The following is a 15,803-nucleotide window of genomic DNA, read 5'->3' as shown; positions in this document are numbered from 1 at the left end:
CAATTTTAACGACTAAACTGATATAGAACTATCTAAAAAAATTGTTAGAGTATGTTAAGAACTTTTAAGTCGACATTACTAATTACAGTAGCACTATATTCTAGCGTTAGTTATGCGCATTCGTTTGATATGGCTTTAACTCTTACTGAAGGAACAACAGTAGGAGAGGATGTTTACTTTAGTGAAAATAATAGTGAAGTTGGGTTGTCGACAACTGCTTATGTAACCATAGCTAAGTATGCAATTATGATCGGGGCAGAATTTACTACATCTGATAAGCGTGAAAGCCAACAATACAAATTAGGTATGCTTAGGTCTTTCCATCAGAACCATCAGCTAGCCATTTATTTACACTCTATAGACGCTGAAGAAAAGTACTTTTTCACCCAACCTGTTATCGATGGTATACATCGACAAGCGCTGACTAATGCTGAATGGGGGTTGTTTACAAAGCTAAAATATCAGTATCAAATGCAACATGTTGGCGTCGGGTTTCTAGCTTCTACAGACATTGAGAGCACGCAGCTAGTTCAAGATGAATTATCTGCAATTATTGCCTATAAAAAGTCAAACTTCTTTGCCCAAGTTATCGCAGGTGACGAACAACAACAGTTCTCTATAGGAATAAACTTATCCCTATAGAACGCTAATTTAAAGTTTAGGAGACAAGTCGCTGACGAACAATTTCAAACAAGCAAATACCCGACGCTACCGATACATTTAAGCTTGAAACTTCGCCCGCCATAGGCAGCTTTACCAAATCATCACACGTTTCACGAGTTAAGCGGCGCATACCTTTGCCTTCGGCGCCCATAACAAGTGCCATTGGACCGGTTAATTTACAGTCATATAATGACTGCGTTGCTTCGCCAGCAGTGCCAATAATCCAAATACCCATTTCTTGCAGTGCCTTCATTGAACGAGCGAGGTTAGTGACTTGCACTAATGGAATGCTTTCAGCGGCACCTACGGCTACTTTACGTACAGTTGATGTTATACGTGCGGCATTATCTTTAGGAACCACAATAGCCTGAACACCAGCTGCATCAGCATTACGTAAACAAGCACCAAGGTTATGTGGATCAGTAACGCCATCTAAAATCAACAAGAATGGTTGTTCTTTTTTAGCTATTGTTTTCTCAACAATGTCTTCTAAGTCATGTTCAGTAAACACTTTACCCGGTTTTACTTTAGCAATAACGCCTTGATGTTGTTCGCCTTCACTTTTGTCATCCAAGGCTTTACGATGCATTAATTGCACAGATACACCGTATTTACGAGCTAAGTTTATGATCGGTAACAACCGTTCGTCTTCCCGCCCTTTTAAACACCAAAGTTCAATAAAGCGTTCAGGGCTTTTATTAATTAAAGCCGTTACTGCGTGGATACCAAAAACTAATTCGTCGTGCTTTGCCATGTGTTCTCTTCTTTGGGTGTTATATATTCCAGAATTTCTCATATTTCTGGATTTAACATTTTCGTCTTCCTGAATTTATTTCAGGATCTAGTATTAAATTGACTGAGATCCTGAAATAAATTCAGGAAATGATACCTCAGGTCTTAGGCGTCAAGTTATATGCTTTAGGCGGCAAAGTATTACTATTGTGCTTTTTTACGAGCATTTTTACCTGGGCGACCTTTGGATTTTTGCCTTTTACAGGCCTTAGGTTTGCCTTTATCTTTCGTACTTTTTTTGCTTTTACCTGGCTCAAACGGCTTACGTTCAGCAGTCTTATTGTCTGCTTTATGTTGGGTACTTTTAACTTTCTTCTTTTGCTTCTTGTTTAGGTCAGTAACTGCGTTTTCGCCACCAAGAATAAGATCAATTTTCTTTTCTTCAAGATTAACAGCAGCAACTTGCACTTCGAGAAGATCGCCAACATGGTACTTTTTCTTAGAGTTTTCACCGACCAAACACATACGAACTTCATCGTGAGAGTAATAATCTTTACCTAATGAGCTAATATGTACTAACCCTTCAATATGAAAATCTTGCAAGCGTACAAAGAAGCCAAAGTTGGTAACTGTAGCAATTACACCGGTGAACGTATCACCAACATGGTCTTGCATAAATTCACATTTAAGCCAATCTGATACTTCTCGTGTTGCATCATCAGCTCGACGCTCAGTCATTGAACAATGTTCGCCTAATTCAGACGCTTCTTGTTGGTCATATTCATAGAAGCCGGCATTAACAGTATTATTTTCTTGGTTTTCTAATATCGCTTTAATCACCCGATGAATGACTAAATCAGGGTAACGTCTTATTGGCGAAGTAAAGTGCGAATAAGCAGGTAAAGCTAAACCGAAATGCCCCAAGTTTTCACATTGATATACCGCTTGTTTCATCGAACGCAACAGCATAGTTTGAATCAACTCATGATCGGGTCTATCGGCAACTTTCGATATTATTTCACCAAAGTCAGCTGACGTTGGTTCATCTTTCTTCGTGAGCTCGATACCAAGCTCAGCAAGGTACTTCACTAAATTATTATATTTTTCTTCATTAGGCTTATCGTGAACACGATACAAACCTGGTTTTTCATGTTTAGTAACAAATTCTGCCGTCGCAACATTGGCTAAAATCATGCATTCTTCAATGATTTTGTGTGCATCATTACGAACCACTGGTTCAACTGAATCAATTTTTCGGTCGGCATTAAATATAAAGCGTACTTCTTCAGTTTCAAACTCGATAGCACCTCGGCCACGTCTTGCTACTACTAAGCTATGATATAAACGGTGTAACTCTTCAAGGTCGCCAACTCGTTCTTTATATTGCTCTCTAAGCTCAACATCACCTTCTAAAATTGCAGCCACTTTAGTGTAGGTAAATCGTGCATGAGAGTTCATTACTGCTGGATAAAACTTAGCATCCTGCAGTTTTCCATTAGCACTTATGCTCATCTCAGAGACCATACACAAACGGTCAACGTCAGGATTAAGAGAACATAACCCGTTTGATAAAACTTCCGGCAGCATAGGAATTACTTGATTAGGGAAATAAACAGAATTACCACGTTTTATTGCTTCACCATCTAAAGCCGTACCTGGGCGCACATAATAACTAACATCAGCTATGGCAACCCACAAACGCCAACCACCATCTTTTTCAGGACGACAATACACTGCGTCATCAAAATCACGGGCGTCCTCACCATCAATGGTAACAAGAGGTAATTCGCGTAAATCTATTCGGCCTTTTTTGGCGTCCTCATCGACTTCAGGAGTGAGTGAACTGATTTCTTTCAACAATTCTTCAGACCATGAATGGGGTAAATCGTGTTGATGCAAGGCAACCTGTATTTCCATACCTGGAGCCATGTGCTCACCTAGCACTTCAGTTATCTTTCCTAACGGGGTTGTTCGTTTTGTTGGTCGTTGAATGATGTCAACAATAACCATTTGTCCTTGGCGTGCACCTAAGCGCTTATCACTTGGAATAATAATTTCATGGCTAATGCGGGCATCTTCAGGAATAACCGTTATTATAGATTTTTCAACAAAAATTCGGCCGATAATTTTATCATTACGTGGTTGTAGAACATCTAAAATACGAACTTCTTGTCGGCCTTTAGCATCAGAGCTTTCTGTTACCCTTGCTTCGACAACATCGCCATGAAAAAGTTTGCGCATTTCATGATAAGGAATATATAAATCTTTATCGCCCTCATCAGGCTTTAAAAAACCAAAACCATCACGATGACCAATAACAACACCAGTAATAACCGACGATTTACTGGCGATTGCATACTGTTTGAATTTGGTAAACACCAATTGACCGGCATTTTCCATTGCCCGTAAACGGCGTTTAACACCAATCTTTTGATCTTCATCTTTATAACCAAGCTCTTTACAAACCTGTACAAACGTCATCGGATGACCTTTTTGCTCTATAAGAGATAAAAGAAATTCACGACTGGCCACAGGGTTGTCGTATTTGGCTGATTCACGTTGATGGTGGGGATCTTTATGCTTACTGATGCTGTTTATTCCTTGCTAAATTTAATCATAGCGTACTGAGTTTCATTAATAGTACTAATAAAGTTGAGTATATCTTAGTTATTAACCTAACGCCTAACATATCGACATTGTATTACTTGAAATGCAAATAATAATCATTACAATGCTGAATCCCCTTTTAATAATAAAGAACAATTATGACAAAAATATTACTAAGCGCTATTTTATCGATCAGCTTCATTTCATCTGCATTTGCTGCTCACCCACAATGTGGTGAAACTGAACTTGCCAATATCATGGGCAATATGAAAGACAGCATGAAAGCTATTAAAGGCGCAGCTAAATCTGACGACTTTGAAAAAATAAATTCAATAGCTAAAGAGTTATTAATTAGTGTTCAAAAAGCCGACCAATACGTTCCTCTTGCTATTACCGATCAGAAAGAGTTAAGTGCTGAACAACAGCAAAAATTTAATGATTACAAAAATGGCATTGCTAACTTAGAAAAAGCAGTTACTTCATTAACAAATGCCACGAATACCGCAGAGCAAAAAGCAGCGTTAGGGAAAATAGGCAAAGCGGCCAAAAAAGGTCACAAAGCATTTAAAATGGATTGTGACGAGTAGCATTAATGCCAAGCATTTCGCTAAACACTAGAGTCTGGGATAATTTCACCCGAGTTTATCATTTTAGTCAGTTAATATTGCTGATTTTATTATGGTATACCGGTGAAAACGCCGAGTTTGAATGGCATTTCATCTGTGGTTTTACCCTCGCTGGATTATGGATTACCCGTCTTATTTGGGGTTTTATCGGCAGTGACACATCAAAATTCAGTCACTTTATTCGCACACCATTTGACGTATTAAAAGCATGGAAATCTAATAGCATCTCCCAGCCTCATAACGGTCACAACCCTGTTGGTGGCTATATGGTGATGTTATTATTACTTTGTCTTGGTCTACAACTTTTCACCGGTTTGTTTGCTAGTGATGATGTATTCACAGAAGGCCCTCTGTATATGATGGTTAGCGAACCCTTTACAGAATCTATGGACTCGCTGCATCATCAAACATTTGATGTGTTGTTGGTATTGATTGGGCTGCACGCTCTTGCTGGAATTTTACATATGTTCAGGGGTGATAACGTAATTGCTGCCATAATTACCGGTAAAAAGCTTATGGGTAAAAATACAACTCAGCAAAGCAGCGAGTCATTACTATTTAAATCGGCAGTTATGCCGTTAATAGTTTGGGGACTGATTTCTTATAGTTTGTACTATTGGGGCATGGGGGCTTAAAGCTGTAAGCTGCAAGGCTGCATGCCTAATAGCCTTATAGCCCTAAAGCCTTAAAGCTGCTTAACCGTATAACCCTTTGCTTCGAGTTGACTTAATACACCTTCTTTGCCGACTAAATGCATTGCACCGACTAAAACAAATTCAATTTCCTTAGTGTTGAAATACCCTTCAACCGCTGGCATCCAGTTATTATTGCGTTCAACAAGGAGCTGATTATACGACTTAGGAAATTTTTCCTGCCATTCTTTACCGGCAACGTTATAAAGCTCTTCATTATCACCTACTCGCCATGCATCCTTCATTTGTTGCATTACAGTTGCTAGCTTATTCATGTCATCAAGGGTGTAGTTAATTAATTCATCTTCGTAGCCCTTGCCCATATTAGCCAAATAAGAAATTTGCTGTTCAGGTAGCTCTAAATATTTAAATGACTTTTTATCTGTAACACCTTTTGTATTAAAAAATGCGTCAACGCCAGTGCCACCTAATCCCAAACGCTGCAGCTCTACCATAGTTAATGTAACTGAAAGCATAGAGGGTTTGAACATTTGCAAATTAGCCACTGGAATACCTTTGCTTTCCATATAGGCATTTAATTTTTTAACCGTTTCAGGTTTTAGATCGTCAGCATACGTCCTACCATCCTGATAGGTCATTTGTTGCAGCATCTTCTGCTGAAACTCCATTGTTTGGGTTAGACTCATATCCATTTCAAAAACTAATATGGATGATTTCTCATATGCGGTATCAAATTCTTTAGGTAGAGGGTAATCGCTTTCACTTAGTACATGAACAGTACCGCCAAAATAAACAGTTTCGCCATTTTTACTGACCTGCCAGACAGGTGCATCGGCAACACTAATAAAACTAATTGAGAGCAGAGTTAACGCTGATATTATTTTCCATAAATTCGACATGCATATTCCTTAATTAAACTAAACAACTGACTTTTACCATCTTAGACTACTGAATGAAAAATTGCATTGATTCAACCTTTACAAATCTATTGCCGTTTGCAACATGGAAGTTGCGTATGCCGTGAACGCATTTTCAACATGGACGTTGTATATTAGAGCAATGCAGGGAGCAATTGCCGAGGATGCGTAAGAATGGTCCATGGCGATTTGCATTGATTCATCCTTTACAAATCTATTGCCATCCATGGCGATTTGCATTGATTCATCCTTTTACAAATCTAATGCCATCCATGGCGATTTGCATTGATTCATCCTTGAATCAAAAAAAAAGGTTAGCCAAATGCTAACCTTTATCTTATACACTATAAGCTATTGTTTTACTTTCTAAAATCAACACCTACTTGCGCGGCGAAATAAGCAAACACTGTATAAACAGCGGTATTTTGCTGTAGGTCTTTAGCATCAACTTTATCTAAAGTGTCATTCTCTGTATGGTGAATATCAAAATAAGTCGTGCCATCTGGCGAAAAGTTCATTGCTGGCACACCTTTATCTGTTACAGCGCCCATATCTGATTGACCGCGACCTTTATTACCTTTGTTATAAGCAACACCTAAAGACTCAAGGTAGGTTGCTAATTCAGCTATGGCTGGCACAGCTTTTTCACCAACACCAGATTGCATTGAATAAATTTTACCTAAACCGAAATCCCACTCGGCAGCGATAGAATGATTTTTCAAGTTATCTTTATGATCAATTATGTATTGCTTAGCGCCTAATAAACCTACTTCTTCGCCGGCAAATAGAATCACTCGAATAGTACGCTTTGGACGCTCTGGTAATTTAGCAATATGGGCAGTAGCCGCCATAACCATAGACACACCTAATCCATCATCAATAGCGCCGGTGCCAACATCCCAACTATCAAGGTGGGCGCCTAAAGCAACGATTTGCTCCGGAAATTCACTACCAGTAATTTCACCAATAACGTTAGCTCCACGAACAGCTACCACTTCGTTACGCATGGCGGTAACTTTTAGGTAAAACTCCACTTTCTTTTCACGTTTAAACTGGTTTACCAATAAATCAGCATCAGGATTGGCAAGCGCAACAGCAGGTATTCTTGTTACACCATTTTTATAACGGGTGATACCAGTGTGCGGAGTGCGATTATTGTCGGTACCAACTGAACGCATAATAAAGCCAATAGCGCCTTTTTCAGCAGCAACGGCAGCTCCCTTTACTCGTGCGCCAACAGCTTTGCCATATCCTTTACCGGTTTTAAAACGCTTCATACGGTAAGAAACAAAAGCTATTTTATTGGTTAAGCTTCCTATTTCAGCTGCTTGTAAATCAGCCAACGTGTTAAAATGTACCACTTCAGCTTGAATACCTTTTTCACCTGTACCAACACTTTCACCTAAAGCAATCGCTTTAATTGGTTGTGGAAAAGGAGCTAAGACTTTCGCTTCAACATCACCACGTATCCATTGATAATGACCAACCTCTTCAGTCCAAACTTTGTCAAAACCTAACGTGTTCATTTTATCAACGGCCCAAGCGATGGCTCGTTTATCACCTTCTGTGCCAATCATTCTTGCGCCAACTTCAGTTGTTAACGACTCTTCTATTTGATAAGCAAGATCTGACTGTAGCGCTGTTTGCTTTAGGTCGTTTATATGTTGTTGCTCTGTTTCATTTAAATACTTGGCTTGAACAGTAAATGTCAAAAGAGCTGCTATGCAAAGCAAAGCACTTTTTAATGTTATTTTCAAAATGGTTCCCTAAAACTTGAAATGTGGTTATCGCAATCGCAGATTGGTATTATGATGGAGGGGACTATAACAAATCTAATTAATTTTTTCACACTCAGTGAGTGTTGCTATCAAACTTCTTCGTAAGCAGGTGCTACAGCCCATTGCTGTTTCGATTTTTTCTCTTGTTTATAGTCTCTTAATGCCAATAAACATGGGGTAAGTACCAAGGTAAGTACAGTGGCAAAAGCCAAGCCGCCAGCTACGGCCGTTGCAAGCTGTGCCCACCATTGTGTGGAAGGTGAGCCAAAACTTATCTCTCTGCTAACAAAATCAATATTCATTTGCATTACCATCGGCATTAAACCTAATATTGTTGTGATGGTAGTTAACAAAACAGGTCTTAAACGCTGCGCACCCGTTCTTAAAATCGCTTCCTTAGCATTTAATCCTGATGCTTTAAGCACGTTATAAGTATCTATTAATACGATATTATTATTTACCACTATACCAGCTAAAGCAATTACACCTAGGCCTGACATAACAATACCAAAAGGTTTACCAACCACCAACAATGCTAAAAATACGCCAACAGTTGAAAACAGTACAGCTGAAAGTATTAGCATAGCCTGATAAAAACTATTGAATTGCGTAACTAAAATAATTGCCATAACAAACAGTGCCACCGCAAAGGCGTTACCTAAAAAATCTTCCGACTCTTGTTGGTCTTCATTTTGCCCTTTCACAGCTACAGCCACGGTTAACCAATCAATATCAAGGGTTGTCATTTGTGTTTGTAACAAAGGTAACTCTGTAGATAATTGGGCACCAGGGATCAAATCAGCCCGGATAGTTATCACTCGCTTAGAGTCAACCCGTTTAATGGCATCAATTTTTTGAGCAGCATTTTTATTAACAAAATTGGTCATTGGCACCAGACCATCTTTAGTTTTTAAGCGTAATTCATCTAAACGACTAATACTGCGCTTTTCAGCAGGAAAACGTACCCGAATATCCAATTCATCGTCTACATCATCTGGGCGATACTCACCTAGTTTTAAACCATTAGTTACCATTTGCACCGAGGTACCCACTAAAGTGGCATCGGCACTGAAAGTTGCCGCTAATGCTCGGTTAACTTTAAGTTGCCATTCTATCCCAGGCTTTGAGCCACCATCTTCAACATTGGTAAATTTAGGGTTAAGTTGTAATGCTGCTCTCACTTTGCGAACAGCGTCTTGTAATTTATCTGGATACCTTGATGAGAGTTCCAAAATCAAATCTTTACCTTGCTGTGGCCCCATTTTGTCTTTTCTAACTTCTACCTCAACTCCGGCATAGCTGTCTAAACGACGATGCAACTCTGCAACAAGCTCATTAGCAGGCGGCCTAAATTGCCAATTGGTTAAATTAATGCGCAGGTTGCCAACCAAGTCATTTCCGCCAGTTATAGAATAAAGTGATTTAATGGCTTGTAAATCTAATATTCTGTGTTCAATTTCTTTCATGATCAAATCTTTTTCATCAATCGACAAATCACCATATGAGCGCACGGTTAAGTTAATACCCTCGGGTTCGATCTCAGGAAAAAATTCGCTGCCTAACCCTGAACCAATGTAATTTCCCATCACCGCAGCAGCGAATACTAAAGTCACCAGCAACACTTTCAATGGATGAGTGATTGCTACAGTAAGTACTGAAATATATTTACCTAGAAACCCTTTCAGTTTCGTTATATCGCCTTCTTCTGCTTGAATAAGTTGTTGCTTTTCTTGCTCTGTAATTACCCTACTTTTACCCCATAATGTGCCCATAGTTGGTACAAAAATGAGTGCCATGAACAAAGATGCGCTAAGCACGGCAATCAAGGTAATAGGCATAAATTTCATAAACTCACCCATTATGCCAGGCCAGAATAACAATGGCGCAAATGCTGCCAAAGTTGTCGCTGTCGATGCAATAATTGGCCATGCCATACGTTTTGCGGCTAATGCATAAGCCTGCTGCTTTGGAATACCTTCGCTCATTTGCCTATCGGCAAATTCAGTGACCACTATGGCGCCATCGACTAACATTCCTACCGCCATTATTAAGGCAAACAGCACAACAATATTTACTGTTAAGCCAAAAATGGCAAGTACTAAAATGCCGGTAAGAAATGACCCCGGAATAGATAAGCCAACTAACATTGCGGTTCTGGCACCTAAGGCTGCAACAATGACTATTACCACAAGCAATACAGCTGAGATTACATTGTTTTGTAAATCACTCAGCATATCTTTTACATGCCTAGATTGGTCACCGGTATAATTTACCAAAATATGATCAGGCCAAAATTTGCGTTCACGTTCTATCAAGGCTTTTACATTATCAACAGTTTCAATAATGTTTTGTCCTGGGCGTTTTTTCACTTCAATTGAAATTGCACGTTCACCGTTAAGGCGAGCATAACTTGTAGGATCTTTGTAAGCTCTACGCACTATAGATACATCTTGGAAAGTAACAACTCTGTCGCCATCAACTTTAATTGGCAACTCAAGTAAGTCTTTTACAGTTTCAAATACTGAAGGTACTTTAATGGCAAAACGCCCTTTACCATTATCCATTGTACCGGCAGGAACTAAGCGGTTGTTACGCTCAACTAAGTTATAAATATCGTTTTGATCAAGGCCGTAGCTTTCCATCAATAATGGGTCGACAATTATCTCAACCATATCTTCACGATCGCCGCCAATTTCCACTTCAAGTACTTGCGTCATGCTGGCAATTTTATCTTCTAAGTCTCGGGCGATGGTAACTAAGCCACGCTCACTAACCGGTCCAGATAAAAATACCGTTACTGCGGGTTCCACGCTTGCCATAGTCACTTGTTTAACTACCGGCTCTTCTGATTCATCAGGAAGCTTAGCTTTTGCTAAAGTGACTTTATCGCGCACCGAAGACAGCGCTTCTTTGGCATCAAAACCCGCGATAAACTCCATGCGAATATTGGCATAACCTTCACTCGCCGAGGCATGCATTTCTTTTATACCTTCAATCGATTTAAGCTCGTTTTCCATTGGACGAACCAACATGCGCTCTGCATCTTCAGGGGAAATACCGTCATGAACAATAGAAACATATATTTGCGGAATAGTTACGTCAGGATTCGACTCTTTAGGGATATTGTTGTAGGTAATACCGCCAGCAATTAGCAATAAAATAAATATCATCATAACCGAACGAGTTCGGTATAAGGCTGAGTCGATAAGCGTTAACATACTTGCTTATTGTTCCACTGTAATAGGATTTACAGTATCACCTGGGCGCACAAAGCCTTGTCCAAGGGTAATAATTTGCTCTTGTTCTGAAAGGCCTTTTAACCAAACACCAGATTCATCGCTTTTTACGATGTTAATTTTGGTAAAAACCACTTTATTGTCAACAACAGACTTAACACCAATATTGCCTTTTTCATCCAGTGCTAATAACGCCGGAGAAATTTTAATCGCTGAAACCATAGCTAACGGTAACTCTACTTCAGAGCTAATACCGGCAAAGTAACGGTAATCATGATTTTCGATAGCAATTTCAGCTTTAAAGGTATTGGTTTTTTCATTAGCGACACTGGCGATATAACGTAATTTTCCTTTTATTTCACGCTCACCTAATAACGTAATCGCAGCAATTTGGCCTTCTTTTATTAAACTCACTTGATTTTCTGTTACATGGGCCCTAATTACTAACGGATCTAAATCGGCAACAATGGCTATATCGTCACCAATACCCACGTAGTCACCTACTTCTACAAATCGCTCGTTTAATACCCCATCAAAAGGGGCAACCAATGTGGTATTAGCGATATCAGTTTCTATACGGGCAAGCTCAGCTTTCGCGTCAGTAACATCAGATAATCGTTGTGCGAGCGCTGACTCACCTTGATAACCACCTTGTAATAGTTTTTTGGCGCCGTAATAATCTACACGTCTTTGTCGAAGTAATTGTTGGAAGTGTTCTAATTTTGCTGGTAAATCGTTTAATGCAATAGTTGCTATCACATCGCCTCTTTTTACAAAGCTACCGCGCTGGGCATGCACTTTGGTAATAGCGCCTTTTACCTGGGCTTGAAGCGTAACGAATCGGTCGGGTTCAGTGCGACCATACAACGATACTGTATTAGCAACTTGTACCGCATGGAATGTTTCCACTTGCACTTTTGCAATAGGGGCTGTTTTTTCAGCGACTAAATCAGGGTTTACTTTACCATTGCCTATACCGGTTGCTAACCAAATAAGCAGCAACAAAGAAATCGCAATAGCAATAATATATGGACGCTGTGCCAGCCATTGGCTGTTTAAACGCATACCTTCCCCAAAATAAAAAATCTTTTTATGTTATGAAGTTAGTATAAAACGAAGTGAGGGATTTTAGCAGCAATTAATTTACATAATTGCTACTTTTTTATGCTGTACGCAGTTTTTTTAGATAGAAAAAGAAGAGCCACAACCACAAGTTGTTTCAGCATTTGGGTTATCTACCAAGAAGCGACTACCTTCTAAGCCTTCGATATAGTCAACTGTACCACCAACAAGGTATTGCAAACTCATCGGATCAACCACCATAGTTACGCCTTCTTTTACTATAGTCATATCGCCATCATTCACTTTTTCATCGAAAGTGAAACCGTATTGAAAACCAGAACAGCCACCACCAGTAACATAAACTCGAAGTTTTAACTCCGGATTCTCTTCTTCGCTAATTAGCACTTTTACTTTTTTAGCAGCAGCATCACTGAATTGAATTGGTAACTGGGTATCTGACATAGTTTACTTCTTAAAATTACGGCAATAAATCTTGAATAGATTAGTATTTGCGGATTATCTTAAACCTGAGCAATTTAATCAAGTATTATTGCTAAACAGGGAACTATTAACCAGTTTTAGCTGTTTTCCAAGGGTAGCTTTCATCTAAACGATGGTACTTTTGCCACTTACCTGCAGGCAAAATTGCCGATACATCTATTTTTTCAGGAACAAAATCTTTCGGTAAAGTAAACTCAGCTTCAATTACTTGAAAATATTGAAAGCTAAACGCTAATGAGTTTTTATCAAGCTCGGTCATTTTGGTAATGTTGATTGTAGCCGGACGATTAACCAAACTACCGGCAAAAGTTATATCAACTCGACCTTTAGCATAACGCTTGCTTTTTTGTTGTTGTACTAAAACAACACGAATTCGATAATGGTTATCACTGGCACTTGGAGTGATTTCAACCTCATCAATAATAATGCCATTTGCCTGTTTTTCAGGCGCCATTATTTTCTCATAAAAAGCGAGTTCTTTTTTCAAAGAAAAGTGATCATCTTCTATACTTCTCAACGCTTGTTGTGCTTTTTGATTAGCAAGACGTTCTATCTCTAGTTCTACTTGCAAAGTATTTAATTCACTTTGTACTTGCTCATTTTTTTGATAAAGCTTATCAAGTCGTTCAGTTTGCTCGGCAATAAGTCGATTCTGATGTTTTTGATAAAAATTTCCGGCTTTATAAGCAAGTACGATAACCACAAACAGTACTAATCCAGTGGTTATTAGTAATTTAAATGCGCCATATCGTTGATGCAGGTCTAATATTGTTATTTTTTTTAACCAATTCATTTTTAAGGTATTATCTAATTTAAGTATGTTAAACTTGTTCAACAAAATTGTAAGCTAACAAAAATAATAGTAACAAAGGTAACACATGTCTTTAGTGTCGTTTAGAACCAAGCTAGCCAAGCCGGAGCCTTCCTGGCAATTATGCCTAATAGGCCTAATTGGCGGCATTTTAGCGTCACTGTGTATTGTATTATTTCGTTTAAGTATTGAGTCTTTACAATTATTGTATCTGGAAAATATCGATGACTACACCACTTTATCAGGTTTTTATCGATTTATAACCCCTATTATTGCCGTTCTATTTATTTTAGCCTTAGCTTGGATATCAAAATTTAAGTATACAAGAATGGGCATTCCATTTGTTATACACCGCTTGAAAGCCAATTATGGTTTTATCCCATTCAAAAATACCCTGACCCAATTTTTTGGTGGTATTTTTGCTTTAGCTGGTGGGTTTTCAGTGGGTCGTGAAGGGCCAGCAGTACACATTGGCGCTGCTTCAAGTAGCTTTTTAGGTAGTAAATTAGCACTACCACAAAACTCTATAAGAACCTTGTGTGCCTGTGGGGTGGCTGCTGGCATTTCTGCAAGTTTCAACACACCTCTTGCCGCTGTTATTTTTGTGATGGAAGTGATCTTACGAGAATACAAATTACACATATTCATTCCAGTAATACTGGCCTCTATCATTGGTTCAATGATCACCCATGCGGTGTTTGGTCCATATCACGAATTTGAGTTTTTCGCTTACATCAAAATCGAATTTTGGCATTACCCTCTATTAATTATTTTTGGTATTGGTTTAGGTTGTTTAGCTAAATTATTCAATACCAGTTTAATTGCCACATTGAAATTTTCAGCAAAGTATCACATGGCAAACCGTTTAGTGTTAGCGGCATTAATAATGGGCGTTGTCGGCTTGCTAGTACCGCAAAGTATGGGGGCTAGTTTAAGCGTTATCGGCTCAATGCTTGAACAAAATTTTCACTTACTGATCATCATATCAATTTTAGTCGCAAAATTTATTGCAACAGTTGCTGTGCTTGGTTTAGGCGTGCCCGGCGGGATAATTGGCCCAACGTTAGTTATTGGTGCTATTGCCGGTGCATTAATGGCCTTTTTTGTGAGTTTGCTGTACCCAGAAGTAAACTTTGCAGGTGATTATGCGTTAATGGGAATGGCGGGCATGTTGGCAGCTACTTTGAATGCACCTCTTGCCGCGTTATTGACCGTAATTGAATTATCGAATCAATTACAATTAGCCTTACCTGCCATGGTAGTTATTACCTCGGCCTATTTAACTTCTGCCCAATTTTTAAAAAATCGTTCAATATTTTTACAACAACTTGAGTTTCAAAAGTTACCCTATCGAACTTCACCAGTAGAAAGCGTATTACAAAAACATGGCGTGCTGTCGCAAATGGATACCAATTTTAAAGTACTTAATACTTCAGATAACAACCAAATAAAATGGTTACTCGCAGGGCAAAATCCTGGTGAACAATTGATCATTAAACCTAACAATGAAGAAAGTACATATAAATTAGTGCAAATTGATATGAACATTCATCCGTTAGATGGTGAAGACCGAGCGATTAAATCAACAATAATGCCAGCTATAGACAGCCAGGCAACATTATCTGAAGCCTATTTTGCTTTATATAAACAACGTGAAGGTGCAGTGTATATTTATCACAGATCAAAAGATAAAATTATAGGCGTGTTAGCATTTGAAAAAATTCGAAAAATTTTAACTCAAGGTAACGATTAAAATGAGCAGTTTATTATGGATTAAAGCCTTACATGTGGCTTTTATGGTTGCTTGGTTTGCTGGTATTTTCTACTTACCTCGGTTGTTTGTTTATCACGCTGAATCAAACAACAAAGATGTACATAAACAGTTAAAAATAATGGAGCGTCGGTTATTGTTTTTTGTAACACCATTTGCCATTTTAACCTTAGTGTTTGGCCTAATACTTATATACATGATGGGCAGTGATTGGTTTATTCACAGTACTTGGCTGCATATAAAAATAGCGCTTGTAGCATTATTATTTGTTTATCATGGCTATTGTTTTAAATTGCTTCGAGATTTTAAAACAGACAACAACACTCGCTCGGGCAGGTTTTACCGAATATTTAACGAATTACCAGTATTTATCTTATTCGCAGTGATTATTTTAGCAATTGTTAAACCTGTCATTTATTAACAAAATAAGCATTCTATGTTAAAGT

13 protein-coding genes are annotated in these 15,803 nt (G+C 38.6%); 5 read left to right on the top strand and 8 right to left on the bottom strand.

The features are described from left to right. Window positions 1–51 precede the first annotated feature (51 nt). Window positions 52–642, top strand: a complete 591-nt coding sequence (locus RGQ13_RS02595) for a hypothetical protein (protein WP_348391997.1) — start codon at window positions 52–54, stop codon at window positions 640–642. Window positions 643–658: 16 nt separating this feature from the next. On the opposite strand, the gene rlmB is transcribed toward RGQ13_RS02595, so the two are convergent. Beyond that, on the bottom strand, window positions 659–1,417 hold the full coding sequence (rlmB, locus tag RGQ13_RS02590; RefSeq protein ID WP_348391996.1) for a 23S rRNA (guanosine(2251)-2'-O)-methyltransferase RlmB: 759 nt from the start codon (window positions 1,415–1,417) through the stop codon (window positions 659–661). A gap of 182 nt (window positions 1,418–1,599) precedes the next feature. Continuing rightward, on the bottom strand, window positions 1,600–3,984 hold the full coding sequence (rnr, locus tag RGQ13_RS02585) for a ribonuclease R (protein WP_348393371.1): 2,385 nt from the start codon (window positions 3,982–3,984) through the stop codon (window positions 1,600–1,602). 176 nt (window positions 3,985–4,160) lie between these two features. Between rnr and RGQ13_RS02580 the strand changes: the two genes are divergently transcribed. Together RGQ13_RS02580 and RGQ13_RS02575 are read left to right on the top strand one after the other, a co-directional pair. Then, window positions 4,161–4,589: a cytochrome b562 gene (locus RGQ13_RS02580; protein WP_348391995.1), complete on the top strand. Its 429-nt coding sequence runs from the start codon at window positions 4,161–4,163 to the stop codon at window positions 4,587–4,589. 5 nt (window positions 4,590–4,594) lie between these two features. Then, the gene (locus tag RGQ13_RS02575) at window positions 4,595–5,263 is read left to right on the top strand and encodes a cytochrome b/b6 domain-containing protein (protein WP_348391994.1); all 669 of its coding nucleotides are present in this window, start codon (window positions 4,595–4,597) and stop codon (window positions 5,261–5,263) included. Window positions 5,264–5,313: 50 nt separating this feature from the next. Here RGQ13_RS02575 and RGQ13_RS02570 read toward each other — a convergent pair whose 3' ends face one another. From RGQ13_RS02570 to RGQ13_RS02545, 6 genes are all read right to left on the bottom strand, one after another. Beyond that, window positions 5,314–6,180 (bottom strand): TraB/GumN family protein, encoded by an 867-nt coding sequence (locus RGQ13_RS02570; RefSeq protein ID WP_348391993.1) that lies wholly within the window; start codon window positions 6,178–6,180, stop codon window positions 5,314–5,316. Window positions 6,181–6,557: 377 nt separating this feature from the next. Beyond that, a complete protein-coding gene (locus RGQ13_RS02565) occupies window positions 6,558–7,955 on the bottom strand; it encodes a M20/M25/M40 family metallo-hydrolase (protein ID WP_348391992.1) in 1,398 nt (465 codons plus the stop codon). A gap of 110 nt (window positions 7,956–8,065) precedes the next feature. Beyond that, window positions 8,066–11,194: an efflux RND transporter permease subunit gene (locus tag RGQ13_RS02560; protein ID WP_348391991.1), complete on the bottom strand. Its 3,129-nt coding sequence runs from the start codon at window positions 11,192–11,194 to the stop codon at window positions 8,066–8,068. Between the two features lie 6 nt (window positions 11,195–11,200). Next, window positions 11,201–12,277 carry an efflux RND transporter periplasmic adaptor subunit gene (locus RGQ13_RS02555; protein WP_348391990.1) on the bottom strand — a complete coding sequence of 359 codons (1,077 nt, stop codon included), beginning with the start codon at window positions 12,275–12,277 and terminating at the stop codon, window positions 11,201–11,203. A 117-nt stretch (window positions 12,278–12,394) separates the two neighbouring features. After that, complete coding sequence (gene erpA / locus RGQ13_RS02550; RefSeq protein WP_348391989.1) at window positions 12,395–12,736, bottom strand: iron-sulfur cluster insertion protein ErpA; 342 nt, start codon at window positions 12,734–12,736, stop codon at window positions 12,395–12,397. A 106-nt stretch (window positions 12,737–12,842) separates the two neighbouring features. Continuing rightward, complete coding sequence (locus RGQ13_RS02545; protein ID WP_348391988.1) at window positions 12,843–13,568, bottom strand: DUF6776 family protein; 726 nt, start codon at window positions 13,566–13,568, stop codon at window positions 12,843–12,845. Between the two features lie 85 nt (window positions 13,569–13,653). Here RGQ13_RS02545 and RGQ13_RS02540 point away from each other — a divergent pair, with 85 nt between their 5' ends. Next, window positions 13,654–15,339, top strand: coding sequence for a chloride channel protein (locus RGQ13_RS02540; RefSeq protein ID WP_348391987.1), 1,686 nt, complete (start codon window positions 13,654–13,656; stop codon window positions 15,337–15,339). Window position 15,340: 1 nt separating this feature from the next. Beyond that, on the top strand, window positions 15,341–15,778 hold the full coding sequence (hemJ, locus tag RGQ13_RS02535; protein WP_348391986.1) for a protoporphyrinogen oxidase HemJ: 438 nt from the start codon (window positions 15,341–15,343) through the stop codon (window positions 15,776–15,778). Window positions 15,779–15,803 lie beyond the last annotated feature (25 nt).

The organism is Thalassotalea psychrophila, assembly GCF_031583595.1.
GTDB lineage: Bacteria > Pseudomonadota > Gammaproteobacteria > Enterobacterales > Alteromonadaceae > Thalassotalea_A > Thalassotalea_A psychrophila.
Note: the sequence above shows the minus strand (reverse complement) of the source record. Positions and strands in the feature narration are given on the sequence as shown.

Coding starts and splice junctions, on each gene's coding strand:
- RGQ13_RS02595 (WP_348391997.1), top strand. CDS start 52: ATGTTAAGAACTTTTAAGTCGACATTACTAATTACAGTAGCACTATAT.
- rlmB (WP_348391996.1), bottom strand. CDS start 1,417: ATGGCAAAGCACGACGAATTAGTTTTTGGTATCCACGCAGTAACGGCT.
- RGQ13_RS02580 (WP_348391995.1), top strand. CDS start 4,161: ATGACAAAAATATTACTAAGCGCTATTTTATCGATCAGCTTCATTTCA.
- RGQ13_RS02575 (WP_348391994.1), top strand. CDS start 4,595: ATGCCAAGCATTTCGCTAAACACTAGAGTCTGGGATAATTTCACCCGA.
- RGQ13_RS02570 (WP_348391993.1), bottom strand. CDS start 6,180: ATGTCGAATTTATGGAAAATAATATCAGCGTTAACTCTGCTCTCAATT.
- RGQ13_RS02560 (WP_348391991.1), bottom strand. CDS start 11,194: ATGTTAACGCTTATCGACTCAGCCTTATACCGAACTCGTTCGGTTATG.
- RGQ13_RS02555 (WP_348391990.1), bottom strand. CDS start 12,277: ATGCGTTTAAACAGCCAATGGCTGGCACAGCGTCCATATATTATTGCT.
- erpA (WP_348391989.1), bottom strand. CDS start 12,736: ATGTCAGATACCCAGTTACCAATTCAATTCAGTGATGCTGCTGCTAAA.
- RGQ13_RS02545 (WP_348391988.1), bottom strand. CDS start 13,568: ATGAATTGGTTAAAAAAAATAACAATATTAGACCTGCATCAACGATAT.
- RGQ13_RS02540 (WP_348391987.1), top strand. CDS start 13,654: ATGTCTTTAGTGTCGTTTAGAACCAAGCTAGCCAAGCCGGAGCCTTCC.
- hemJ (WP_348391986.1), top strand. CDS start 15,341: ATGAGCAGTTTATTATGGATTAAAGCCTTACATGTGGCTTTTATGGTT.